Consider the following 22097-nt stretch of genomic DNA (forward strand, 5'->3'; position numbering starts at 1 on the left):
GGAGAGCGCAAATGACCGACCAACCCTTTGCCCAGGCCGACCCGGCCTGGATCGAGCTGATCAGCCTGGCCCGTGACTGGTTCCACGGCCCGCTCGGCCAGCTGATGCTCAAAGAAGAAGAAAAATTGTTGGAGGAGGAGCTCGGGCGCTTCTTCGGGGGGTACCTGGTGCATTATGGCCCCTGCGCCGAGGCACCGCCCAGCGCCCCTCAGGTACAGCGCAACGTGCGGCTGGGCGCGCCGCTGCCAGGGGTGGAGATCGTCTGCGAGGAGCAGGCCTGGCCCTTGAGCGAGCATGCCGCCGACGTGGTGGTGCTGCAGCACGGCCTGGACTTCTGCCTGTCGCCCCATGGCCTGCTGCGCGAGGCCGCCAGTGCCGTACGCCCCGGCGGGCATCTGCTGATCGTCGGCATCAACCCCTGGAGCAGTTGGGGCATACGCCACTTCTTCAGCCACGGCGCGCTGCGCAAGGCCCGCTGCATCTCGCCGTCACGGGTCGGTGACTGGCTCAACCTGCTGGGCTTCGCGCTGGAGAAACGCCGCTTCGGGTGCTATCGTCCGCCGCTTGCCTCACCGGCCTGGCAACAACGCCTGGCGGGCTGGGAACGGGTGGCAGGCGGTTGGCAGAGCTCCGGTGGCGGGGTTTACCTGCTGGTAGCGCGCAAGATGGTGGTTGGCCTGAGGCCGCTGCGCCAGGAGCGCCGCGAACCGATGGGCAAGCTGCTGCCTTTGCCACTGGCCAAGGTCAACCGCACCGCGGTCAGCCCGGACACCGAAAAGCACTGAACATGAGTGGTACATGAGCGATAGCGTCGAGTTGTATACCGATGGTGCCTGCAAGGGCAATCCAGGCCCTGGTGGCTGGGGTGTCCTGCTGATCTACAAGGGCGTCGAAAAGGAGCTGTGGGGCGGCGAGCGCGAAACCACCAACAACCGCATGGAACTGATGGCCGCGATCCAGGGTTTGATGGCACTCAAGCGCGAATGCGAAGTGGTGTTGACCACCGACTCGCAGTACGTGATGAAGGGCATCAACGAGTGGATGGTCAACTGGAAGAAGCGCGGCTGGAAAACCGCCGCGAAGGAGCCGGTGAAGAACGCCGACCTGTGGCAGCAGCTAGACGAGCAGGTCAACCGCCACAAGGTCACCTGGAAGTGGGTACGCGGGCACATCGGCCACCCCGGTAACGAGCGCGCTGACCAGTTGGCCAACCGTGGCGTCGACGAGGTACGCGCCAAACGTTGAGCTGGGGTACAATCCTCGGCTTTGTAACTGATGCAAGTTGGAGCGCCCCGCGTGGAGCAGCAGCAAGATAAACGCCTGGTCATTCTCGATACCGAAACCACCGGCATGCCGGTCAGCGAAGGCCACCGGATCATCGAGATCGGCTGCGTCGAAGTCATTGGCCGGCGCCTGACCGGTCGGCACTTCCACGTCTATCTGCAGCCGGACCGCGAGAGTGACGAGGGCGCGATCAATGTCCATGGCATCACCGACGCGTTCCTGGTCGGCAAGCCGCGCTTCGGCGATGTGGCCGAGGAATTCTTTGAATTCATTCAGGGCGCCACGCTGGTCATCCATAACGCGGCGTTCGACGTGGGCTTCATCAACAACGAGTTCGCCCTGCTTGGCCAGCGCGACCGCGCCGACATCTCGCAGCACTGCACCATCCTCGACACACTGTTGCTGGCCCGTGCCCGGCACCCGGGGCAGCGCAACAGCCTTGACGCGCTGTGCAAGCGTTACGATATCGACAACTCTGGCCGTGAACTGCACGGCGCGCTGCTCGACTCGGAGCTGTTGGCTGACGTCTACCTGGCAATGACCGGTGGCCAGACCAGCCTTTCGCTGGCTGGCAATGGGGCTGACGGCGACAATGAAGGGCAGGGCAGCGGTGGCAGCGAAATCCGCCGGATTACCGGGCGTGCGCCTGGGCGGGTGATCATGGCCACTGCCGAGGAACTGGAGGCGCATGCAGAGCGCCTGGCGGCTATCGCCAAATCGGCGGGCGGGCCGTCGATGTGGCAGGCATTGACCGAGACGCCTGCCGGTTGATGCTGAGCTTGCCCTGGCCTTGTCGCCGGCAAGCCGGCTCCCATGTTTTTACTGAATTGCAAATTCGTGTAAGAAACGGCGTGCCTGCGACAGGACCGTACTGACAGCACCAGGCTCTACTACCCTGTGAAGGATGCTCTATCCTTCGGAGGTAGCAGCCTGATGTACAAGGACCTCAAGTTCCCCATCCTCATTGTCCACCGCGCCATAAAGGCCGACAGCGTTGCCGGCGAGCGTGTGCGGGGGATTGCCGAGGAACTGCGTCAGGACGGCTTCGCCATTCTCGCCGCCGCAGACAATGCTGAAGCCCGTCTGGTCGCTGCCACTCATCACGGGCTGGCCTGCATGATGATCGCCGCCGAAGGCGTCGGCGAAAACACTCACTTGTTGCAGAACATGGCCGAGCTGATACGCCTGGCCCGCCAGCGTGCCCCGAACCTGCCAATATTCGCCCTGGGCGAACAGGTCAGTCACCCTGGAAAACGCCCCTGCTGAAGCGATGAGCGAGCTCAACCAGCTGCGCGGCATCCTTTACCTGTTCGAGGATACCGTGCCGTTCCTCGCCCGCCAGGTAGCACGTGCCGCACACAACTACCTCGACGGCTTGCTGCCGCCTTTCTTCAAGGCCTTGGTACAACACACCGCGCAGTCCAATTATTCCTGGCACACGCCCGGCCATGGCGGTGGCGTGGCTTACCGCAAAAGCCCGGTGGGCCAAGCCTTCCATCAATTCTTCGGCGAGAATACCTTGCGCTCGGACTTGTCCGTCTCGGTGCCGGAACTGGGCTCGCTGCTCGATCACACTGGCCCTTTGGCAGCGGCCGAAGCCAGGGCGGCGCGCAACTTTGGCGCCGACCATACCTTCTTCGTGATCAATGGCACCTCCACCGCCAACAAGATCGTCTGGCATGCCATGGTCGGCCGTGATGACCTGGTGCTGGTGGACCGTAACTGCCACAAGTCGGTGGTCCATGCCATCATCATGACCGGCGCCATTCCCATCTACCTGTGCCCGGAGCGCAACGAGCTGGGCATCATCGGGCCGATCCCGCTCAGCGAATTCAGCGCCGAATCGATCCAGGCCAAGGTGCGGGCCAACCCCTTGGCCAAAGGGCGCGAACCGCGCATCAAGCTGGCGGTGGTGACCAATTCAACCTATGACGGGCTGTGTTATCACGCCGGGCTGATCAAGCAAGCTCTGGGCAGCAGCGCCGAGGTGCTGCACTTCGATGAAGCCTGGTTCGCTTACGCGGCGTTTCATGAGTTCTTCACGGGGCGCTATGCGATGGGTACGGCCTGCACCGAGGACAGTCCGTTGGTGTTCAGCACGCACTCTACGCACAAGCTGCTGGCTGCCTTCAGCCAGGCGTCGATGATTCATGTGCAGGACGGCGCCCAGCGGCAACTGGACCGTGGTCGCTTCAATGAAGCCTTCATGATGCATATTTCCACCTCGCCGCAGTACAGCATCCTCGCTTCTTTGGATGTGGCTTCGACCATGATGGAGGGCCACGCAGGGCGCTCGCTGCTGCAAGAGATGTTTGACGAGGCACTGAGCTTTCGTCGCGCCCTGGCCAACCTGCGTGCACATATCGCTGCCACTGATTGGTGGTTCAGTATCTGGCAGCCGCCGGGGGCAGAAGGCATCGATCAGCTCGCCGCGCAGGACTGGCTGCTCCAACCTGGGGCGCAGTGGCATGGCTTTGGCGAATTGGCGGGCGATTATGTGCTGCTTGACCCGCTCAAGGTCACCTTGGTGATGCCGGGGTTGCGGGCCGACGGGGTGTTGGACGAGCAGGGCATTCCCGCGGCAGTGGTCAGCAAGTTTCTCTGGGAGCGCGGGTTGGTGGTGGAGAAAACCGGCCTTTATAGCTTCCTGGTGCTGTTCTCGATGGGCATTACCAAGGGCAAGTGGAGTACGCTGCTGACCGAGTTGCTGGAGTTCAAACGCCATTATGATGGCAATACTCCGTTAAGCCAGTGCCTGCCGAGCATCGTTGCGGTCGACACGGCACGCTACCACGGTATTGGATTGCGCGACCTGTGCAACCAGTTGCATCAACGCTATCGCGTCAATGCCACGGCCAAGCAACTCAAAGGGTTGTTCAGTCGCTTGCCGGAAGTGGCGCTCAGCCCGGCCCGGGCCTATGACCATATGGTGCGCGGTGAGGTGGAAGCGGTGCCGATCGAGGCATTGCTCGGCCGCGTCGCGGCAGTCATGCTGGTGCCATACCCGCCCGGCATACCTTTGATCATGCCGGGGGAGCGGTTCACTGAAGCAACCCGCTCGATCCTCGACTACCTGGTGTTTGCCCGCGCCTTCAACAGCGGTTTTCCCGGTTTCGTCGCCGATGTGCACGGCCTGCAGAACGAAAGCGGAAACTATACGGTCGATTGCGTCAAGGAATACGAATGATCTCGACGCCGGTCTGTACCAGTTCAAAACGGTCTTCACCCAAGTGGTTGACCCGGTCGCCGATGGCCAGGCGATAGGTGGTAACCGGTGCGCCCTGTGCGCTGCCGTCAGTCTGCAGGGTGGACTCTTGGAACTCGTGTACGGGGTAGATACGGCCTTCGGCGTCACGGGCGTGGAATTGGCCGACCATTACTGCTGCCATTTAGGTGAAAACCTCTGAATTACGTAGGGAATGTCTGCAGGAATAGACCGTGGATGGTACCTGGAAGTTTTCTGGCGGAGGAAAAAAACCTAAGCGCCGAGCAATGGTCATCTATAACTACAACGTCTCTTAACCCAGCAAAGGTTGAAAATCGCCATGAGCCAGGTGTATTCGGTAGCGGTCGTCGTCGGCAGCTTGCGCAAGGATTCGTACAACCGCAAGGTGGCCCGTGCCCTTTCAGAGCTGGCACCGTCCAGTCTTGCCTTGAAAATCGTCGAAATCGGCGATCTGCCACTGTACAACGAGGATGTCGAGGCTGCGGGCGTGCCCGAGCCGTGGAAGCGCTTTCGCGATGAGATCCGGCGCAGCGACGCGGTGCTGTTCGTCACCCCCGAGTACAACCGTTCTGTACCGGGCTGCCTGAAAAATGCCATCGACGTGGGTTCACGTCCCTACGGGCAAAGTGCCTGGAGTGGCAAACCTACGGCGGTGGTGAGCGTTTCGCCCGGAGCCATTGGCGGGTTTGGTGCCAACCATGCGGTGCGGCAGTCGCTGGTGTTTCTCGACATGCCGTGCATGCAGATGCCCGAAGCTTATATCGGTGGTGCGGCCAGCCTTTTCGAGGACAGTGGCAAGCTCAATGACAAGACCCGGCCGTTTCTGCAGGGTTTCATCGACAAGTTCTCCTCTTGGGTGAAGCTGAACAGGGCAGTCTGAACCGGCCCTGTCGCCGGCAAGCCTGCTCCCACAGTTACATCACTGTTCGTGAAAACAGCGGGTCGATTGTGGGGGCCGGCTCGCCGGCGAAAGCTGTAACACAGATCGGTCAGAACGCCTGCGGCATCTCCCCCTTGGCCAACCGCCGGTTGATATCGGCGACCACCTCGGGCAGTTCGTTGATGGTGTCGATCAGGTAGTGCGGGCGTGACCCTGCGAACAGCGCATGAATGCGCTTGCGTTCACTCTCCAGCTGCTCTGCGCTCAATGCCTGGTAACCTTCCCAGGTAAGCCCAAGTGCGTTGCCCGAGCACACCAGTGCCACGGTCCACATACCGGCACGACGGCCTTCGAGGATGCCCGGTACGGTGTCGTCGACCTTGACGCAGGCCGCTACGTCGTCGATGCCCAGGGCGATCACGTTGGCCAGTGCCTGTGCCGGCCACGGGCGGCCGTTCGGGGTTTCGTCGGTGGCCACCACATGGTCGGCGACATAGCCGTTCTGTGCTGCCAGTTCGACAACCTTGTCCATCACCACTTTCGGGTAGCCAGAGCATGAGCCTATTTTCAGGCCGTCCTGGCGAAGGCCGGTGAGGGTGTCCAGAGCGCCGGGGATCAGTGCTGAATGCACGGCGATCTTCTCAATCTGCAGCGGCATGAAGCGGTTATAGATGGCGGTGACGTCCTCGTCGGTCGGCGTGCGGCCGAACACCTTGCGATAGCGTTCGGCAATTTCCGGCACGTCACACAGGGTGCGGATATGGTCCCACTTACCCATGCCCATTGGGCCGCGCGCTTCCTCGATGGAAACCTGGACGTCGAACTCGGCAAAGGCTTCGACGAAGATCTGGGTCGGTGCGAAAGAGCCGAAGTCGACCACGGTGCCGGCCCAGTCGAGGATGGCGGCTTGCAGCTGGGTGGGGTTGCTGTAGTTCATGTGCGCTATTTCCTGAAGGCGGATGGGCAGAGGGTCAGATGTCCAGTACTTCCATTTCCCGCAGCACGTCGGCCACGGCATTCACAGCAGCTTGCATGCCGTCCGGGCCGACCACGCCGATGCAGCCGACGCGGAAGGTCTCGACCTGGGTCAACTTGCCGGGGTAGAGGATGAAGCCTTTGGCCTTGACCCGTTCGTAGAAGTCCTTGAACTGGTAGCGGGCGTCATTCGGGGCGTGGAAGGTTACGATTATCGGCGCCTGGATGTCGGCTGGCAGGAAGCTGCGCAGGCCGATGGCCGCCATGCCATCGAGCAGGGTCTTGCAGTTGTCGGCGTAGCGCTGGTGGCGCGCCGGCAGGCCACCTTCCTCGGCGTACTGCTGCAGCGCCTCGTGCAGGGCGGCAACCACATGGGTAGGTGGGGTGAAGCGCCATTGGCCGGTCTTGGCCATGTAGGCGTGCTGGTCGTGCAGGTCCATGGCCAGCGAGTGGGCATTGCCCTCGGCGGCTGCCAGTGCGGTTTTCTCGGCGAAAACGAAGCCCATCCCGGGGACGCCTTCCAGGCATTTGCCGGACGCTGCGATCAGTGCCTCGAAGGGGATTTCGCGGGCGTCGATCGGCAGGGCGCCGAACGAGCTCATGGCATCGATGATCAGGCGCTTGCCGTGGCGCTTGATCACCTGAGCGATCTCGTGCAGCGGGTTGAGGATGCCGGTGCTGGTTTCGCAGTGGATCAGCGCCACGTGGGTCACGCTGGGGTCTGCCGCCAGCAGGCGATCGACGTCGGTAGCGGTGGTCGGTTGGTCTTCGGCGGTTTCGAAAGTGCTGAAGTTGCGCCCCAGCACTTTGCAGATTTTCGCCAGGCGCTGGCCGTAAGCGCCGTTGATCAGCACCAGTACCTTGCCGTCGCGCGGCACCAGGGTGCCGATGGCGGCCTCCACGGCGAAGGTGCCGCTGCCTTGCAGGGGGACGCAATGGTGGCTGGCGGAGCCGTCGATGATTGCCAGCAGTTGCTCGCAGACACTGGCAGTCAGCTGGTTGAAATCACGGTCCCAGGAGCCCCAGTCCACCAGCATGGCTTGTCGGGTGCGCAGGGATGTGGTCAGTGGGCCGGGGGTCAGCAGGATCGGGGCGTTGCTCATTGCGTGGTTCCTCACAAGCTGCGGGTGGTCAGCCGAAAAAAGCTGGCGCTGAAACTACGAGGGCTAGGTTGCAATTGGCCAAGCTATCAATCAAATTGTTTGTTGTTATGCCAGCCATAAGTCAGGCCGATAAATATGAACCTGTTCCAGCTTCGCGCTTTCGACGCCGTCGCCCGTGAGGGCAGTTTCACCCGTGCTGCTGCGCGCTTGTTCATTAGCCAGCCGGCGGTGACCGGGCACGTCAAGGCGTTGGAAGAGCACTACCAGATCACCCTGTTACGGCGCACGGCACGGCGGGTGGAGCTGACCGAGGAGGGTACCCGCCTTGCGGCTATCACCCGGGCGATGTTCGGCCTGGCCGAAGAGGCACAGGCGATGCTCGAGGCCAATCGCCAATTGCTCACCGGCCGCTTGGAGGTGGCCGCAGATGGGCCGCACCGGGTCATGCCGATGCTGGCGCTATTGCGTGAACGCTACCCGGGCATCACCGTCAACCTGCGCCTGGGCAATGCCCAGGAGACCTTGGCCGCATTGTTGTCAGAGCATGCCGACGTGGCCGTATTGACCGAGATCGAACCGCGCAAGGGCCTTTACTTGCAAAACCTCTGCGAGTCGCGTTTGTGCGCACTGCTGCCGGCAGGCCATGCCTGGGCTAGCGGGCAGGGTGACCTGCCACTGGCTGCTCTGCATGAACAGATCATGGTACTGCGCGAACCCAGTTCGACCACCCGGCGAACCTTCGACAAGGCGTGTGACCAAGCGTCGGTAAGGCCCAGGGTGTTGCTGGAGCTGGACAGCCGTGAGGCAGTCACCGAGGCAGTGGCGTCGGAGCTTGGGATTGGTGTGGTCTCCTCGACCGAGGTGGCCAATGACCCGCGAGTGGTGGCGCGGCCGCTGGTCGGCCACGGTTTGCGTAACCAGCATCTGGTGGGATGCCTGGAGCGGCGCCGCGAGCTGCGGCTGATCCAGGCGTTCCTGGCCCTGGCTGCCAGTCTGTAATCCAACGCTGGTGTTTTTTCCATGCCGGCCTAACATGGGCGGCACGCAACAGCCAGGAGGGCCGATGAGCGAGAAAGACACCATCTCCATGCAACTGGTGCGCGAAGCCCTGTTGCAGACCTGCCCGGCGGGTGAGCCGGATGCCGCTCTGCTGGCGCAGGCTGGCATCGACATCGGCCAGCTCGACCAGGCTGATGCACGCGTCAGCGCCGAGGCTTACTCCCGGCTTTGGCGCTTGCTGGCGCAACGCTGCAACGATGAATTCTTCGCCATGGACCCCCGTGGGCTGCGTACTGGAAGCCTGGCATTCCTGTGTCGGGCGAGCATGGCCCAGCCCACCCTGCAGGCTGGCCTGGAAACGGCGTTGGCATTTCTTTCGCTGATGCTGCAGGACCTGCAACCGGTACTGGTGCGCCAGAAAAGCCTGGCCGAAATCGTCATCGTTGAACCCAATGATCAGCCTCGGCGTGCGTTCACCTATTTTACCTTCTGGATGATCGTGCACGGCGTCGCCTGTTGGTTGGGAGGGCGGCGTATTCCGATCCTGGCGATTGACTTGCGGTGCGCCGAGCCACCTTTCTGTGATGACTACCGGGTGATGTTCTCGGAAAACCTGCAGTTCGAACGCCCCTTGACCCGGATGATCATCGCCGGGGACTGCCTTGACCTGCCGATGCGCCGCAGTGAGGACGAGCTTCAGCGCTTTCTGGCAGAGGCACCTGGCAACATCCTGGTGAAGTATCGCGACCCGAACAGCCTGGCCCGTCGTATCCGCCAGACGCTTAGCCAGCAGGCGCCCAGCCAATGGCCTGCCGCCGAGCAACTGGCGGCAACATTGTGCATGTCGGCGTCAACCTTGCGGCGCCGTTTGGGCGAAGAGGGCCAGAGCTACCAGGCGCTTAAAGACAGTATTCGCCGCGAGTTGGCAATTGCCTGGCTGGCGCAGCCGCAGCTTGGGCTTGGCGACATCGCCGAGCGGTTGGGCTTTGCCGACAGCAGTTCGTTCTACAAGGCGTTTCGCAAGTGGTTCGGGTGCAATCCGGGGCATTACCGCAGTGTCTTCCTGCAGGCGTAAACCGGCCCTGCAATAGCCATGCTCCGACGGGCAGTTGGCGCATTGCGAAGGCTGAGAAGACACGCGGCCAAAACGCTCATTCAGATTGACAGCTTTGGCCATTGCCCAGGTAGGCAGGCGGCGCGAACATCGTCAGACCGATGGTGCACTCCAACAATAAGAACCCAGGAGTCTGACGATGCGCGAGTATGGCGACGCCGTCCTTTCATTCAATCATGCCGAGGCCGCAATGGGGCTGCACGGCAGCCTCGCAGCCCTCAATGCCTGCGTCGAATGCTGTGACCGCCATGTGGCCCAAGGTGGTATCGCCCTGGTCTACGAGGACCGAGAGGGCAATGGCAGGCTCTACACATTCGGGCAGATGCAAGCCATGGCGGCCCGCTTTGCCAGTGTCCTGAGGGCCCAAGGCGTGCAGGCCGGTGACCGTGTAGCAGGGCTGATGCCACGCACCCCCGAGTTGCTGGTGACCATCCTCGCCACCTGGCGCCTGGGCGCTGTTTACCAGCCGTTGTTCACTGCCTTTGGCCCCAAAGCCATCGAGCACCGCCTGGAGCAGTCGCATGCCAAGGTAGTGGTCACCGACCGTGGCAACCGCGCCAAGCTGGACGATCTGGCCGTGTGCCCCGTGCCGATCATCGTCGGCGCTGACGAGGGTGAACTGGACTTCCAGCGCCTGCTCGATGCCGCCTCTGCCGATTGCGAGCCAGTGATGCGCTCGGGCAACGATCCCTTCCTGCTGATGTTCACCTCGGGCACCACTGGCCCTGCCAAACCCTTGGAAGTGCCGCTACGCGCGATCGTCGCGTTCCAGGGCTATATGCGCGATGCCATTGGCCTGCAGCCACAAGACAACTTTTGGAACCTGGCCGACCCAGGGTGGGCCTATGGCCTTTACTACGCGGTCACCGGGCCGTTGTCGCTGGGTCACGCCACCACCTTCTACGATGGCCCGTTCAGTGTCGAAAGCTGCGCGCGGGTGATCGACAAGCTGGGCATCACCAACCTGGCAGGTTCGCCCACCGCATATCGCTTGCTGATCGCCGCTGGCAAGGCGTTCTCAACGCCGGTCCAGGGCCGCCTGCGGGTCGTCAGCAGTGCCGGTGAACCGCTCAACCCCGAGGTGATCCGCTGGTTCGCCGATGAGTTGGGCGTGACCATCCATGACCACTACGGGCAGACCGAGCTGGGCATGGTGTTGTGCAACCACCACGGCCTTGAGCATCCCGTGCGGGCGGGTTCGGCCGGTTTTGCCATCCCTGGCCACCGCATCGTGGTGCTGGACGAGCAGGGCGCCGAATTGCCCGCAGGGCAGCCTGGCATTCTGGCAGTGGATCGGGAGCAGTCGCCGCTTTGCTGGTTCGGTGGCTATCACGGCCTGCCCACCAAGGCCTTCGTCGGCAAGTATTACCTGAGCGGCGATACCGTCGAGTTGAACACCGACGGCAGCATCAGCTTCGTCGGCCGCAGCGACGACGTGATCACCACCTCTGGCTACCGCGTTGGTCCGTTCGATGTGGAAAGCGCACTGATCGAGCACCCGGCTGTGATCGAAGCCGCAGTGATTGGCAAGCCGGACCCTGAGCGCACCGAACTGATCAAGGCCTTTGTGGTGCTGGCTAGCGGTGTTCACGGTAGTGCCGAGCTGGAAGAGACCCTGCGCCAGCACGTTCGCCAGCGGTTGTATGCCCACGCCTATCCCAGGGAAATCGAATTCGTCAGCGAGCTGCCCAAGACCCCGAGCGGCAAGCTGCAACGCTTCATCCTGCGCAATCAGGAAGTTGCCAAACAACAAGCGCAACAGGCCACTCCTGCCCGCGCCTGAAAGGAACCCGATCATGCACATCGCCAACAAACACTTTATCGTCAGCGGCGCAGCTTCAGGGCTGGGTGCTGCCACTGCGCAGATGCTGGTCGAGGCCGGCGCCAAGGTCATGCTGGTTGACCTCAATGCCCAGGCTGTCGAGGCCAAGGCCCGCGAGCTGGGTGACAACGCCCGCTTTGCGATCGCCGACATCAGCGACGAGCAAGCGGCCCAGGCCGCCGTCGATGCCGCTGTAACGGCTTTTGGCAGCCTGCACGGGCTGGTCAATTGTGCGGGCATCGTCGGTGCCGAAAAAGTGCTGGGCAAACAAGGGCCACACGGCCTGGCCAGTTTCGCCAAGGTCATCAACGTCAACCTGGTCGGTAGCTTCAACCTGCTGCGCCTGGCTGCTGCTGCGATGGCTGAAGGCGTTGCCGACGAAAGCGGCGAGCGCGGGGTGATCGTCAATACCGCCTCGATCGCCGCCTATGACGGTCAGATAGGCCAGGCTGCCTACGCCGCCTCCAAGGGCGCCATCGCCAGCCTGACATTGCCGGTTGCCCGCGAGCTGGCGCGTTACGGCATTCGTGTGATGACCATCGCCCCGGGTATTTTCGAAACCCCGATGATGGCCGGCATGACCGAAGAGGTACGTACTTCGCTGGCTGCCGGTGTGCCGTTCCCGCCGCGCCTGGGCCGCCCGCAGGAATACGCGGCGCTGGCCCGTCACATCATCGAGAACAGCATGCTCAACGGCGAGGTGATCCGCCTCGACGGCGCACTGCGCATGGCTGCCAAATAAGGAAAGCGAACATGACCCTCGCCAATGATCCTATCGTTATCGTCAGCGCCGTGCGCACGCCCATGGGCGGCCTGCAGGGCGATCTGAAAAGCCTGACCGCGCCACAGCTGGGCAGCGCGGCCATTCGTGGTGCCGTGGAACGTGCCGGCATCGATCCCGCCAGTGTCGAGCAAGTGCTGTTCGGCTGCGTACTGCCGGCCGGGCTGGGCCAGGCGCCGGCACGACAGGCTGCACTGGGTGCCGGGCTGGACAAGCACACCACCTGCACCACCCTTAACAAAATGTGCGGCTCGGGCATGCAGGCCGCGATCATGGCCCATGACCTGCTGCTGGCGGGCACCGCAGACGTGGCGGTGGCGGGCGGCATGGAAAGCATGACCAACGCCCCGTATCTGCTGGACAAAGCCCGTGGCGGCTACCGCATGGGCCACGGCAGGATCATCGACCACATGTTCATGGACGGCCTGGAAGACGCCTATGACAAAGGCCGCCTGATGGGCACCTTCGCCGAAGACTGCGCCCAGGCCAACGGCTTCACCCGCGAAGCCCAGGACCAGTTCGCCATCGCCTCGCTTACCCGTGCCCAGGACGCGATCAGCAGCGGCCGCTTTACCGCCGAGATCGTGCCGGTGGAAGTCACCGAGGGCAAGGAAAAGCGCGTCATCACGGACGACGAGCAGCCGCCCAAGGCGCGCCTGGACAAGATCCCGCAGCTCAAGCCTGCCTTCCGTGAAGGTGGTACGGTGACCGCAGCCAACGCCAGTTCGATTTCCGACGGTGCTGCGGCGCTGGTCCTGATGCGCCGCTCCGAAGCCGACAAGCGCGGCCTCAAGGCCCTGGCAGTCATCCATGGCCACGCGGCCTTCGCAGATACCCCGGCGCTTTTCCCGACCGCGCCGATCGGGGCCATCGACAGGTTGATGAAACGCACCGGCTGGAACCTGGCCGACGTCGACCTGTTCGAGATCAACGAGGCCTTCGCCGTGGTCACGCTGGCGGCCATGAAACACCTTGACCTGCCGCACGATAAGGTCAACATCCACGGCGGCGCCTGCGCCCTTGGTCACCCGATCGGCGCTTCCGGCGCACGCATCCTGGTGACCTTGCTGTCGGCCCTTCGCCAGAACAACCTACGCCGCGGCGTTGCGGCCATCTGCATCGGCGGTGGCGAGGCCACGGCCATGGCTGTCGAATGTCTGTATTGAGGTGAACCATGCTGGTAACTGACGAGCAACAACAGATCGTCGATGCGGTCCGGGCTTTTGCCCAGGAACGCCTCAAGCCTTTTGCCGAACAATGGGACAAGGAACACCGCTTCCCCCGGGAAGCCATCCAGGAGATGGCCGAACTCGGCCTGTTCGGCATGCTGGTGCCCGAGCAGTATGGTGGCAGTGACACCGGCTATGTGGCCTATGCCATGGCCCTGGAAGAAATCGCTGCTGGCGATGGCGCCTGCTCGACCATCATGAGTGTGCACAATTCGGTAGGGTGCGTGCCCATCCTCAAGTTTGGCAGCGAACTGCAAAAGCAGCAGTACCTTGCACCGCTGGCCAGCGGGTCGATGATCGGTGCATTCGCTCTCACCGAACCCCAGGCCGGTTCCGATGCCAGCAGCCTGAAAACCCGTGCACGGCTGGATGGCGACTACTATGTGCTCAACGGCAGCAAACAGTTCATTACCTCCGGGCAGAACGCCGGTGTGGTGATTGTTTTCGCTGTCACCGATCCGGAGGCAGGCAAGCGTGGTATCAGCGCCTTCATCGTGCCCACCGACTTGCCGGGTTACCAAGTGGCGCGAGTCGAAGACAAGCTCGGCCAGCACGCATCCGACACCTGCCAGATCGTTTTCGACAATGTGCGCGTTCCAGTGGCCAACCGCCTGGGCGATGAGGGGCAGGGTTACAAGATCGCCCTGGCCAATCTTGAGGGTGGGCGCATTGGCATTGCTTCGCAGTCGGTGGGCATGGCCCGTGCTGCGTTTGAAGTTGCCCGTGATTACGCCAAGGAGCGTTGCAGCTTCGGTAAACCCTTGATCGAGCACCAGGCGGTAGCGTTCCGCTTGGCGGACATGGCCACCAAAATCGCCGTGGCTCGGCAGATGGTGCTGCACGCCGCAGCACTGCGCGATGCCGGGCGCCCTGCGCTGGTGGAAGCGTCGATGGCCAAGCTGTTTGCCTCGGAAATGGCCGAAAAGGTCTGTTCGGATGCCTTGCAGACATTAGGCGGTTATGGCTATCTGAGTGACTTTCCGCTGGAGCGGATTTACCGCGACGTGCGGGTTTGCCAGATCTACGAAGGCACCAGCGACATTCAGCGCATGGTCATTGCGCGCAATCTTTGAAGGAGCAGTCTGCATGGCATTCGAAACCATCCTGTTGGATATTCACGACAAGGTCGGCCTGATTACCCTGAACCGGCCCCAGGCGCTCAATGCGCTCAACGCACAGATCGTCAGTGAGATCAATCAGGCCCTGGACCAGCTCGAGCGTGACCCGAATATCGGCTGCGTAGTGCTGACCGGTTCGGCCAAAGCCTTTGCCGCCGGTGCCGATATCAAGGAAATGGCTGAGCTCAAATACCCGCAGATCTACGTCGATGACCTGTTCAGTGATGCCGACCGCATTGCCAATCGCCGCAAGCCGATCATCGCTGCGGTATCGGGTTTTGCCTTGGGCGGTGGTTGTGAGCTGGCGATGATGTGCGACTTCATTCTGGCGGCCGACAATGCAAAGTTCGGACAGCCGGAAATCAACCTGGGCGTACTGCCAGGCATGGGCGGTACCCAGCGCCTGACCCGGGCCGTGGGCAAGGCCAAAGCCATGGAGCTGTGCCTGACGGGGCGTCTGATGGGGGCTGAGGAGGCGGAGCGTGCAGGCCTCGTTGCGCGCGTGGTGCCACAGGCCGAACTGGTCGAGGAGGCATTGAAGGTGGCTGCGACCATTGCTGGTAAGTCGATCCCGGTGAGCATGATGGTCAAGGAGAGCGTCAACCGGGCCTTTGAAGTCACGCTGAGCGAAGGTGTGCGTTTCGAGCGTCGTGTGTTTCATGCGGCATTTGCCACTGAAGACCAGAAGGAGGGGATGGCCGCCTTCATTGCCAAGCGCGAGGCTCAATTCAAGGACTGCTGACCTGCGGCAGGGGCAGCGACCTGCCCCTGCCGGTGATCAGGCCTGGTGGTCGAAGAAGTACCGCTTCGCCGCTGCCAGGTCGATCGGGCTGCGATGCACTTCGGTCTCATGCCCGCCAGCATCTTTGACGACACGGCCACGTGCATGGCGCTGCTCAGCCGTTTTCAGGTGGCCGGCGGTATAGGTGGTCTGTTCGGCATCCCCGTCCGAATAGTGGAAATGTGCATACCAGAGATCTTCGCCATCACGGCTGATGGCGTATTCCTCGAGGTAGTCATCGGCCCGGCCCGCTAGCTTGGCCAGTTGCCGCCGTGGGCCGGTCATACGAACCTGCACCTGCTTATGCTCCAGCAGAAAGCCCAGTTCGCTCATTCGAGGCTTTTGCAGCAATGCTACCCGCGTTCTCTGCTCGACCGCCTGCTTGGTCAGCGTTGCCGACAGGTCTTCGATCGCCTTGATGCTCAGTGCCGCATCGGCATCGTGGATGCTCTCGTCAGTCTGGTTGTCACGGGTCAAGCGCAGTTCGATGGCTGCTCGGTGGTGGTCAAGGCCATCGCGGTGCAGCAGCAGTATCTCCTCGATTTCAACTGGCAGATAGGTGTTGGCCTTGGCGCCTTGCATCAGGACCAGGCTGCTTCGTGCGCTGGACAGGCGCCTTTCGCTTTCGCTGAGTAGCGCCTTTAGTTTGGCTGGAGGACGCGCGTGAGTTTTATTCTGTGCAGCGTGTACCGGTACCCACTGCTCATTGTCACACTTGTAGCTGCGTGTAACTGACCCTTGCTCACTGCCAGGAATGTCGACGATGTTGTCATCGTCCGCCCGCGGCTGGCCCAGCAGCAGTCCATCGTCACGGGTTTCGATCAGGCCGGGCAATTGCTGGCTGAGTTGCTTCACGGAGGTGGATTGGGGCCAGTCGGCGTATTCGGCGAGTTGGCTGAGCACATCTGCAGTCATGTCACCGATATCGCTTCGCAGTTGTGTAAACGCCGAGGGTACTGCGACCTCGTCGAACTGGCTTTGCAGAATGCCGGCCCGTCGTTTAGCGGTCTCCAGATGCTGCATGATGTTTTCCAGCAAGCGGTGCTTGGCCTCGTCGCTGGCATTGACCCGTTTGCTCAGCTGAACCCGTTGCCCTATGGCCAGTTCGATGCTGTCCCTCGTACGCTCGAGCCAGAAGGTTCCGGCGTCGCCCAGCGGTTCGAGCGTGATGCGGTTGACACAGTTTTCGAGGCGCATGAAGCGCCAGTGCAAAGGTGACCAACGGCCTCGCTGCTCTTGAAGCCCCTGCACCATCTTCAGGGTGCCGTGCAGCGAAGGGCTTGCCAGCTGGCGCAGGTTCTCAAGCCCCTGGTCGAAGGCAGTGGCGTTGTCGAACAGGCTATCGATCAGTGACGTCAAGTTGGCCAACCTTGCAGCGAGAACCACCTGATCCGCGGGCGTCGATTCGGCTTCTTGCTCGATCATGTCCAGCAAGCGGGCACGTTCGGGTTTGTACAGGCGCATCAACAGCTCACGGATCTGCAATTGGCAATTGAGGTGCTGGTAGAGCGTCCCCGCGCGTTTGACCTTGTAGTCGGTCACCGGCGTCAGTTCATTGAGTTCTTGCAGGCGCTGGATATGCTCGGCAACGAACGTCTCGAACGTCTGCAGCTTTTCGAGGCAGTTACGTAATATGCGCGGGTCGTCTGACCGGCTGGCCAGCTCGCGCAGCTTTTTCATGTACGGCAGCTGCTCAGTGATGCTTTTTGAATCGTTTACCACCCGGTCGATCTTCTCCCGGGTATTGTGCTTGCGTTGCGCTTGCAGACTGGCTATCCGCTTGGAGGGTGGCATGCCACCGCGCAGTCGAAGGCGCAGGTCGAGCTGCCAACGGCCTGCCTCATCACGCCTGAGCAAAGGGCCTGGGGATTTGTCGTTTCCGCTGCCGATAATTCGCATCTGATCCAGAGTTGGGTCCAACTGTGCCTTGAACAGCTTGCCCTCGAGCAGTACCAGTAAGTGATCAGCCTGCAAATACAAACCGCGCATCGGCCCCGTAGGGATGGGTGGGCCGAGCGCTATCGTTGACACATCTGCCTGCAGCTCGGCAAGCGCTTTGGCCTGGCTGCTGTCGAGCCTGAGTGTTGGTTGGGCCCATCTGAATTCGAGCTGGGCCTGAGTTGGGGTGGTCAACACAATCGGTGCCGGTATTGGCTCGTTCAGCTCTCCGGGAGGAAGGACTGCATGCAACGGATGCTCCTGCTCCTGTCGTCTCATGGCATGGTTGAAGATCAGGAATGCGACATTGACCAGCAGTTCGATCCAGGCGCCTGTGCGGTCACCTTTACTGCCCTGGCCCTCGGCATCGACCAAGCGGGCGAATGTGGTTTCCATCTGCACTAACCAGGCGGCTTCCGCCAGAGGGCCTTCTACAAAGGGCAATACGGTATTGAGCAATAACCAGCCCAGCTCTTCCCAGCGCTGCCAGCGGGTTTCGGCGCTGCTTGCCGATTGCGACTTGAAATTGCTCAACGTTTCCAGCACACATGCTTCGTAGATGGCCCGTGCAGGGCTGAGCACGGCGGCTTCGCGCGACAAGGTGATGGGCGCAGGCCTGACCAGTGGCACCGCCCAGTCATCCTCCAGCGGGTAAAACAGGTGCGGCTCCTTGAAGCCACCATGGGCATAGATGCGGCGGTCTTCCGGGGCCAGGCGCTGGAGCACGTCGTTTTGTAAATCGCCAGGCTCTGAGAGCGCCACCAGCAGCGCCATGCGGTCTGCATACTCGACCACCGGTTCGCGGTGCAGGGGGCGGTAAAGCAGGCACTGGGCGTTTTTGAAGGAGTCGTCCTCGATCAGCCAGGTATTGAGCGGATGATCGGCAGTCGCGTCCATTGTCCGCAGCAGGCCTAGAGGGCGCATGACCCAACTGCTGTGCTCATTGGGCAAGGGGGCAAGCACCTGCTCTATGGCCACAATTGCCGCTGGCGCTGGCCGACCATGCTCGAGAAATCCGCCCATCACCTTTGTTGGCAATTGCGTAATCAGCTGCTTGGCGAACAGGTCCTCGCGGTGCGCGCGTGCCTGCGCATCATTGAGCAGCAACGCGCGTAACCGCGCAGGGTATGTCGACCCAATATCGGCTTCGGTGACGAGTGCACGCAGCGCCGGCGTGTCCAGCCAAGCGGGGATCGCTTGACCATCGACGCTTTCCACCACTACGCGGCCGGGTTTGAGCAGCCCCAGATTGGCGATTGCCAGTTGGGCCAAGCTGAAGGTGACCGGTTTTAAGGTCCCCCCATTGATGACTTCGCCCGGCAGTGGTAGCGCTGTTTCGACGGTTTGATAATTGATCACCCGCACGGCCGCCGGGTCCAGCATGGATTCGGGGTGGTCACGCAGGATCAGTTCGGTGAGGCGTTCGCAGGCAAAGTCATGCGCGCTAGGCACACCGTCAAGCCAGGTTTGCCCTTCGCTCTCTGAGATGCTGCGGGCGACGTCCGTAAGCATCGAGCTATAGACGATCAGGGCTTGGGGCTTGCCCGCACGTATCCAGTCTGGCAACTGATCGACCAGTGCTTCCTGGCTGGCCAAGTCGTTCATGTCGCACAGATGCGTCATGGAAGTTAGCCGATCCAGTGCGTCGGCGAGTTGTTGGGCGCTGCTTGTGCCCTTGAATGACAAGGTGGCCAGCTCCAGGCATTCCAGTTGTTGCTGCAGCAAGTTGGCCGCTTGGGCCTGGAATGGCTGCTGCTCGAGAGTGCCCAGGCGCACGTTGGTTGGCGACATGGTAATGACGGATGGCCAGTGCCTGGCAATGCTGTCCTGCAGCTGTTGGCGCGACGCAAATGACAGCAATCGGCCTATTGGCGTGAACAATAAGGTGAAGGGCGGCTGGCCTGGTGATTCGGGCCGTTCGATGAGTAGCGCACTGGCAAGGTAAGGATCGAGTTGCCAGTCAGCGGAATAATTGCAGGCCAGAGTGTGTATGGAAACTCCATGGCTGCTGGTCAGGGCTAGCAGGTCATCCGGTTTGGCCTGGTCGTCAGACAATGCCTTCAGCGTGGCTGCGGCAGCCGCCAGCTTGCCATCGTTGTGTGCTTGCTCGGCGGCGCTGCGTAGCAGCGCCTGCAGGTGGTTGGCAAACCACATCCATGGCGTCTCACCTTGGCTGTCGGCCTCGCACCAGAAGTTGACCATCGCTGTGCGATAGGCGTGCAGCAGCATCGGCCCGCAATCGTTTACCAGCGTTTCAAGTACATGCAGGTCAACCGGAACGGGGTTGTCGGGGTCTATGGCATGATTGCGACAAGGCACATCCTGATCAGCGGTCAGGTTCAGTGTACGCTGCAGGCAATATCGCTCCACCAAGACCAGATAAAGCGGGCGCACATAGGCATCACCCATGATCGGGCCGAAGCTGGCGAGTTGCAGGGACAGGGGGTCGAGATTGGTATCGAGCCCATAATCTGGCCAGTGCTCGACCAAAAGCTGTGCCGCAATTTCGAACAGGGTGGGGCGGCTGGCGAACCTCTTGGCAACGGAACAAGACGCAGTGGTGGCACGCGGGAGTCTGATAGATGATGTCATGGCTGGAGCCTGGCTGGGGAAGAGGCCCCATGAAACCGCTCCAGTGATCTGCCCTGGCTTTAAAGATGTAATGCCAGTGGCAACGCCTGAAGCGTAAGTTGCTGCCGTCAGGCGCAAACCACGTCATTTCGGTCAATTACCCGGTGATTGGTGTTGCCCCTTGCGACGTGGGGCCTTAGACTGCCGCCCCCTGCAAAAGAGTGCCGATTGGCGCTTGAAGAATTCTGTTGCCAATGCCCAGGCGTTGGCGACACCCGAATCGCCCAAATGCACATTTTTTCATAGAGAAATCGATGACCAAGGAACAGTTGCTGGCCATGTCGGCCGATGACTACATGAACGCTGATCAACTGGCCTTCTTCACTGGCCTGTTGCAGGCGATGAAAGTAGAAACCCATGAACGCATCGAGCTGAGCCGTGCCACCATCGAAAGCCTGGATACCCCGTCGGATCCTGCCGACGTGGCCTCGGTCGAAGAAGAGCGTCACTGGTTGGTAAATGCCATCGAGCGCGACCAGCGCCTGCTTCCGCAGCTGGAAATGGCCTTGGGCCGTATCGCTGACGAAAGCTTTGGCTGGTGCGACGACAGCGGTGAACCGATCGGCCTGCAGCGCCTGCTGATCAGCCCGACCACCAAGTACTGCATCGAAGCCCAGGAGCGCCACGAGCAGCTCGATCGCCACCAGCGCCAGATCTGACCGAGCGTTGTGTGCCAGGCCCCACGGAGCGATCCTTGGGGCTTTTTGCGTTTGCTGGCTCCTACGGGCTAATTCGTTACTGCTGGCGCAATACTGCTATACCAATGTTGGCTTTTTTCGGCAGGTTGGCGGGCGTATCATGGCTGCATCGTTAGGTTGCTAAGTAAATTCCGGAGGGAATGATGAATAGCCGAGTCGATGTAGCCGTGATGATTGGTTCAGGTGTGTCCGCTGCCTTGCAGGCGCTGGGGCGTCGAGTATGTTGGGTGGTGCTGATAAACGGCGAACGGCGGGGCCCTGCGTTTGCGACACGTGATGAGGCGCTGCAGTGTCAGGCGGCCTGGCTGAAACAGCTGGAGAAAGGCCGAGCCGCCTGACTGTCGTTCAGTTTTCGAGGCTACGGGCCAGCTCGCAGGCATCATGGTGGCGACGTCGAAACCCCTTTACTCTACCGGTAGCGCTTTCAGTGACGTGGAAGAACTCGATGCCGGCAGGGATAACGACGTAACGAGGTATGGAGCGAGAATAAATGCGCTTTGCCTCTCGACGTGTTTCTGTGTTTTCGTGCATATTTCTTTCCCAGTAATGCGCTGATGGATTGCAGAGCCCGTTCTGCCGAAGGGCCTGGCGTTATCTATCGCATCTTTTCTGACGGAATAGTTGTAAGACATTACGCTTCCCGGTTGGGGATTGTGCCTAAACCCGTCCTTCGGGCGAAGTCTGGCAAGCAGGAGTAAAGTTTCCTCCATGCTGTATAGCCAGAAGGCACAGACGTAATGCACATCGCTTCATTACTCTTTTCGCCTATCGAAATGAAAGGGCCGTGCCTCACCGATGGTGAGTGGGGGCGGATGTTACCGATTTGAGGATTACTTCATTGGCAGTCAGTACTCTGGATACCCACGCTTTGTTCGCCCTTGGCGATTTGCGCGGTAAGTTGGCCAAGCTGTTTCAAGGCCGTTTCGTTTATGTCACCGAGCAGAACCCCGAAGGCCTGTATATGGCCGAAATCGACACCGAGAGCGCGTTGGTGGTCGATGACAAGCAGCGTTTGGAATTGAAGGTAGGGGACCACTTTCGTGCTGCCGTATTGCCCAGTCGTGAAGGCGGCAAGTTGGAAATGCGCTTTCGTGAGATCAAACTGAACGTCTACGGCGTAGGGGACTATGCCTTTGTCTCGGTGCCGGAGGGTGAAGGTATCGTGTTCCGTGAAGGCCAAGGCGTAATGCTAGTGTTCGCGGCTCAACAGCAAGTCCAAGAGGGCCTGGGCAAGCTGCTCAAGGCCGTGACCGGTAAGGTCGCAAAATGGCGTAAGGGCGAGTTGACCACTTTCAAGGCGAGTGAATGAACGAGGGGCAGGTGGCGGATGGCAGCCGTGCCGCGTTCCATCGACAATATCGGGCCATGGCCGTGGCACAAGCAGAACGTTTGCTGGCGCGGCGCGATGAAATGCAGGCGGCCTGGTTGACCTGGGTGGCGGCCCAGCTCTATCAGTTAAGCCCGCCTCCCTACGTCGCCATGGTGCGGCGAGAGTTGCAGCGTATCACCCAAGAATGA

At 61.4% G+C, this 22097-nt stretch carries 20 protein-coding genes; 16 read left to right on the top strand and 4 right to left on the bottom strand.

Going from position 1 to position 22097, the window contains the following annotated elements; genetic code table 11:
* The first annotated feature begins 11 nt into the window (after positions 1–11).
* The 5 genes from ACW4TB_RS10210 to ACW4TB_RS10230 all read left to right on the top strand — a co-directional run bounded on the left by ACW4TB_RS10210 (position 12) and on the right by ACW4TB_RS10230 (position 4471).
* On the top strand, positions 12–785 hold the full coding sequence (locus ACW4TB_RS10210) for a class I SAM-dependent methyltransferase (protein WP_012315305.1): 774 nt from the start codon (positions 12–14) through the stop codon (positions 783–785).
* A 13-nt stretch (positions 786–798) separates the two neighbouring features.
* Entirely contained in the window at positions 799–1245 is a 447-nt protein-coding gene (gene rnhA / locus ACW4TB_RS10215; RefSeq protein WP_012315304.1) for a ribonuclease HI, read from the top strand.
* Positions 1246–1296: 51 nt separating this feature from the next.
* Positions 1297–2055: a DNA polymerase III subunit epsilon gene (gene dnaQ, locus ACW4TB_RS10220; RefSeq protein WP_254466148.1), complete on the top strand. Its 759-nt coding sequence runs from the start codon at positions 1297–1299 to the stop codon at positions 2053–2055.
* A gap of 162 nt (positions 2056–2217) precedes the next feature.
* Positions 2218–2550 carry an Orn/Lys/Arg decarboxylase N-terminal domain-containing protein gene (locus ACW4TB_RS10225; protein WP_455842960.1) on the top strand — a complete coding sequence of 111 codons (333 nt, stop codon included), beginning with the start codon at positions 2218–2220 and terminating at the stop codon, positions 2548–2550.
* A 4-nt stretch (positions 2551–2554) separates the two neighbouring features.
* Positions 2555–4471 carry an Orn/Lys/Arg family decarboxylase gene (locus ACW4TB_RS10230; RefSeq protein ID WP_455842961.1) on the top strand — a complete coding sequence of 639 codons (1917 nt, stop codon included), beginning with the start codon at positions 2555–2557 and terminating at the stop codon, positions 4469–4471.
* Here ACW4TB_RS10230 and ACW4TB_RS10235 read toward each other — a convergent pair.
* Entirely contained in the window at positions 4455–4673 is a 219-nt protein-coding gene (locus ACW4TB_RS10235) for a hypothetical protein (protein ID WP_012315301.1), read from the bottom strand. The genes ACW4TB_RS10230 and ACW4TB_RS10235 overlap by 17 nt on opposite strands.
* A gap of 156 nt (positions 4674–4829) precedes the next feature.
* Between ACW4TB_RS10235 and chrR the strand changes: the two genes are divergently transcribed.
* The gene (gene chrR / locus ACW4TB_RS10240; protein ID WP_012315300.1) at positions 4830–5390 is read left to right on the top strand and encodes a class I chromate reductase ChrR; all 561 of its coding nucleotides are present in this window, start codon (positions 4830–4832) and stop codon (positions 5388–5390) included.
* A gap of 109 nt (positions 5391–5499) precedes the next feature.
* Here the strand turns inward: chrR and phnX are convergent, their stop codons facing one another.
* Complete coding sequence (gene phnX / locus ACW4TB_RS10245; RefSeq protein ID WP_254466146.1) at positions 5500–6327, bottom strand: phosphonoacetaldehyde hydrolase; 828 nt, start codon at positions 6325–6327, stop codon at positions 5500–5502.
* A gap of 34 nt (positions 6328–6361) precedes the next feature.
* Entirely contained in the window at positions 6362–7468 is a 1107-nt protein-coding gene (locus ACW4TB_RS10250; RefSeq protein WP_279932698.1) for a 2-aminoethylphosphonate--pyruvate transaminase, read from the bottom strand.
* 135 nt (positions 7469–7603) lie between these two features.
* Here ACW4TB_RS10250 and ACW4TB_RS10255 point away from each other — a divergent pair, with 135 nt between their 5' ends.
* The 7 genes from ACW4TB_RS10255 (at position 7604) to ACW4TB_RS10285 (ending at position 15273) form a co-directional block, all read left to right on the top strand.
* Complete coding sequence (locus tag ACW4TB_RS10255) at positions 7604–8467, top strand: LysR substrate-binding domain-containing protein (RefSeq protein WP_012315297.1); 864 nt, start codon at positions 7604–7606, stop codon at positions 8465–8467.
* A gap of 64 nt (positions 8468–8531) precedes the next feature.
* Positions 8532–9542, top strand: coding sequence for an AraC family transcriptional regulator (locus ACW4TB_RS10260; protein WP_012315296.1), 1011 nt, complete (start codon positions 8532–8534; stop codon positions 9540–9542).
* A gap of 178 nt (positions 9543–9720) precedes the next feature.
* Positions 9721–11364, top strand: coding sequence for an AMP-binding protein (locus ACW4TB_RS10265; RefSeq protein WP_279932701.1), 1644 nt, complete (start codon positions 9721–9723; stop codon positions 11362–11364).
* A 13-nt stretch (positions 11365–11377) separates the two neighbouring features.
* Positions 11378–12145, top strand: coding sequence for an SDR family NAD(P)-dependent oxidoreductase (locus ACW4TB_RS10270; protein ID WP_279932703.1), 768 nt, complete (start codon positions 11378–11380; stop codon positions 12143–12145).
* An 11-nt stretch (positions 12146–12156) separates the two neighbouring features.
* Positions 12157–13350 carry an acetyl-CoA C-acyltransferase gene (locus ACW4TB_RS10275; RefSeq protein ID WP_279932705.1) on the top strand — a complete coding sequence of 398 codons (1194 nt, stop codon included), beginning with the start codon at positions 12157–12159 and terminating at the stop codon, positions 13348–13350.
* 8 nt (positions 13351–13358) lie between these two features.
* Complete coding sequence (locus ACW4TB_RS10280) at positions 13359–14486, top strand: acyl-CoA dehydrogenase (RefSeq protein WP_279932707.1); 1128 nt, start codon at positions 13359–13361, stop codon at positions 14484–14486.
* A 13-nt stretch (positions 14487–14499) separates the two neighbouring features.
* Positions 14500–15273 (top strand): enoyl-CoA hydratase, encoded by a 774-nt coding sequence (locus tag ACW4TB_RS10285; protein WP_012315291.1) that lies wholly within the window; start codon positions 14500–14502, stop codon positions 15271–15273.
* Between the two features lie 36 nt (positions 15274–15309).
* On the opposite strand, the gene ACW4TB_RS10290 is transcribed toward ACW4TB_RS10285, so the two are convergent.
* The gene (locus ACW4TB_RS10290; RefSeq protein ID WP_279932709.1) at positions 15310–19842 is read right to left on the bottom strand and encodes a DUF6543 domain-containing protein; all 4533 of its coding nucleotides are present in this window, start codon (positions 19840–19842) and stop codon (positions 15310–15312) included.
* Between the two features lie 293 nt (positions 19843–20135).
* Here ACW4TB_RS10290 and ACW4TB_RS10295 point away from each other — a divergent pair, with 293 nt between their 5' ends.
* The 3 genes from ACW4TB_RS10295 to ACW4TB_RS10305 all read left to right on the top strand — a co-directional run bounded on the left by ACW4TB_RS10295 (position 20136) and on the right by ACW4TB_RS10305 (position 22097).
* Positions 20136–20540, top strand: coding sequence for a TraR/DksA family transcriptional regulator (locus tag ACW4TB_RS10295; protein WP_012315289.1), 405 nt, complete (start codon positions 20136–20138; stop codon positions 20538–20540).
* Between the two features lie 877 nt (positions 20541–21417).
* Positions 21418–21888: a hypothetical protein gene (locus ACW4TB_RS10300; protein WP_039602828.1), complete on the top strand. Its 471-nt coding sequence runs from the start codon at positions 21418–21420 to the stop codon at positions 21886–21888.
* Positions 21885–22097, top strand: a complete 213-nt coding sequence (locus ACW4TB_RS10305; protein WP_012315286.1) for a hypothetical protein — start codon at positions 21885–21887, stop codon at positions 22095–22097. Before ACW4TB_RS10300 ends, ACW4TB_RS10305 begins: the two co-directional genes overlap by 4 nt.

The organism is Lelliottia jeotgali, from assembly GCF_977070485.1.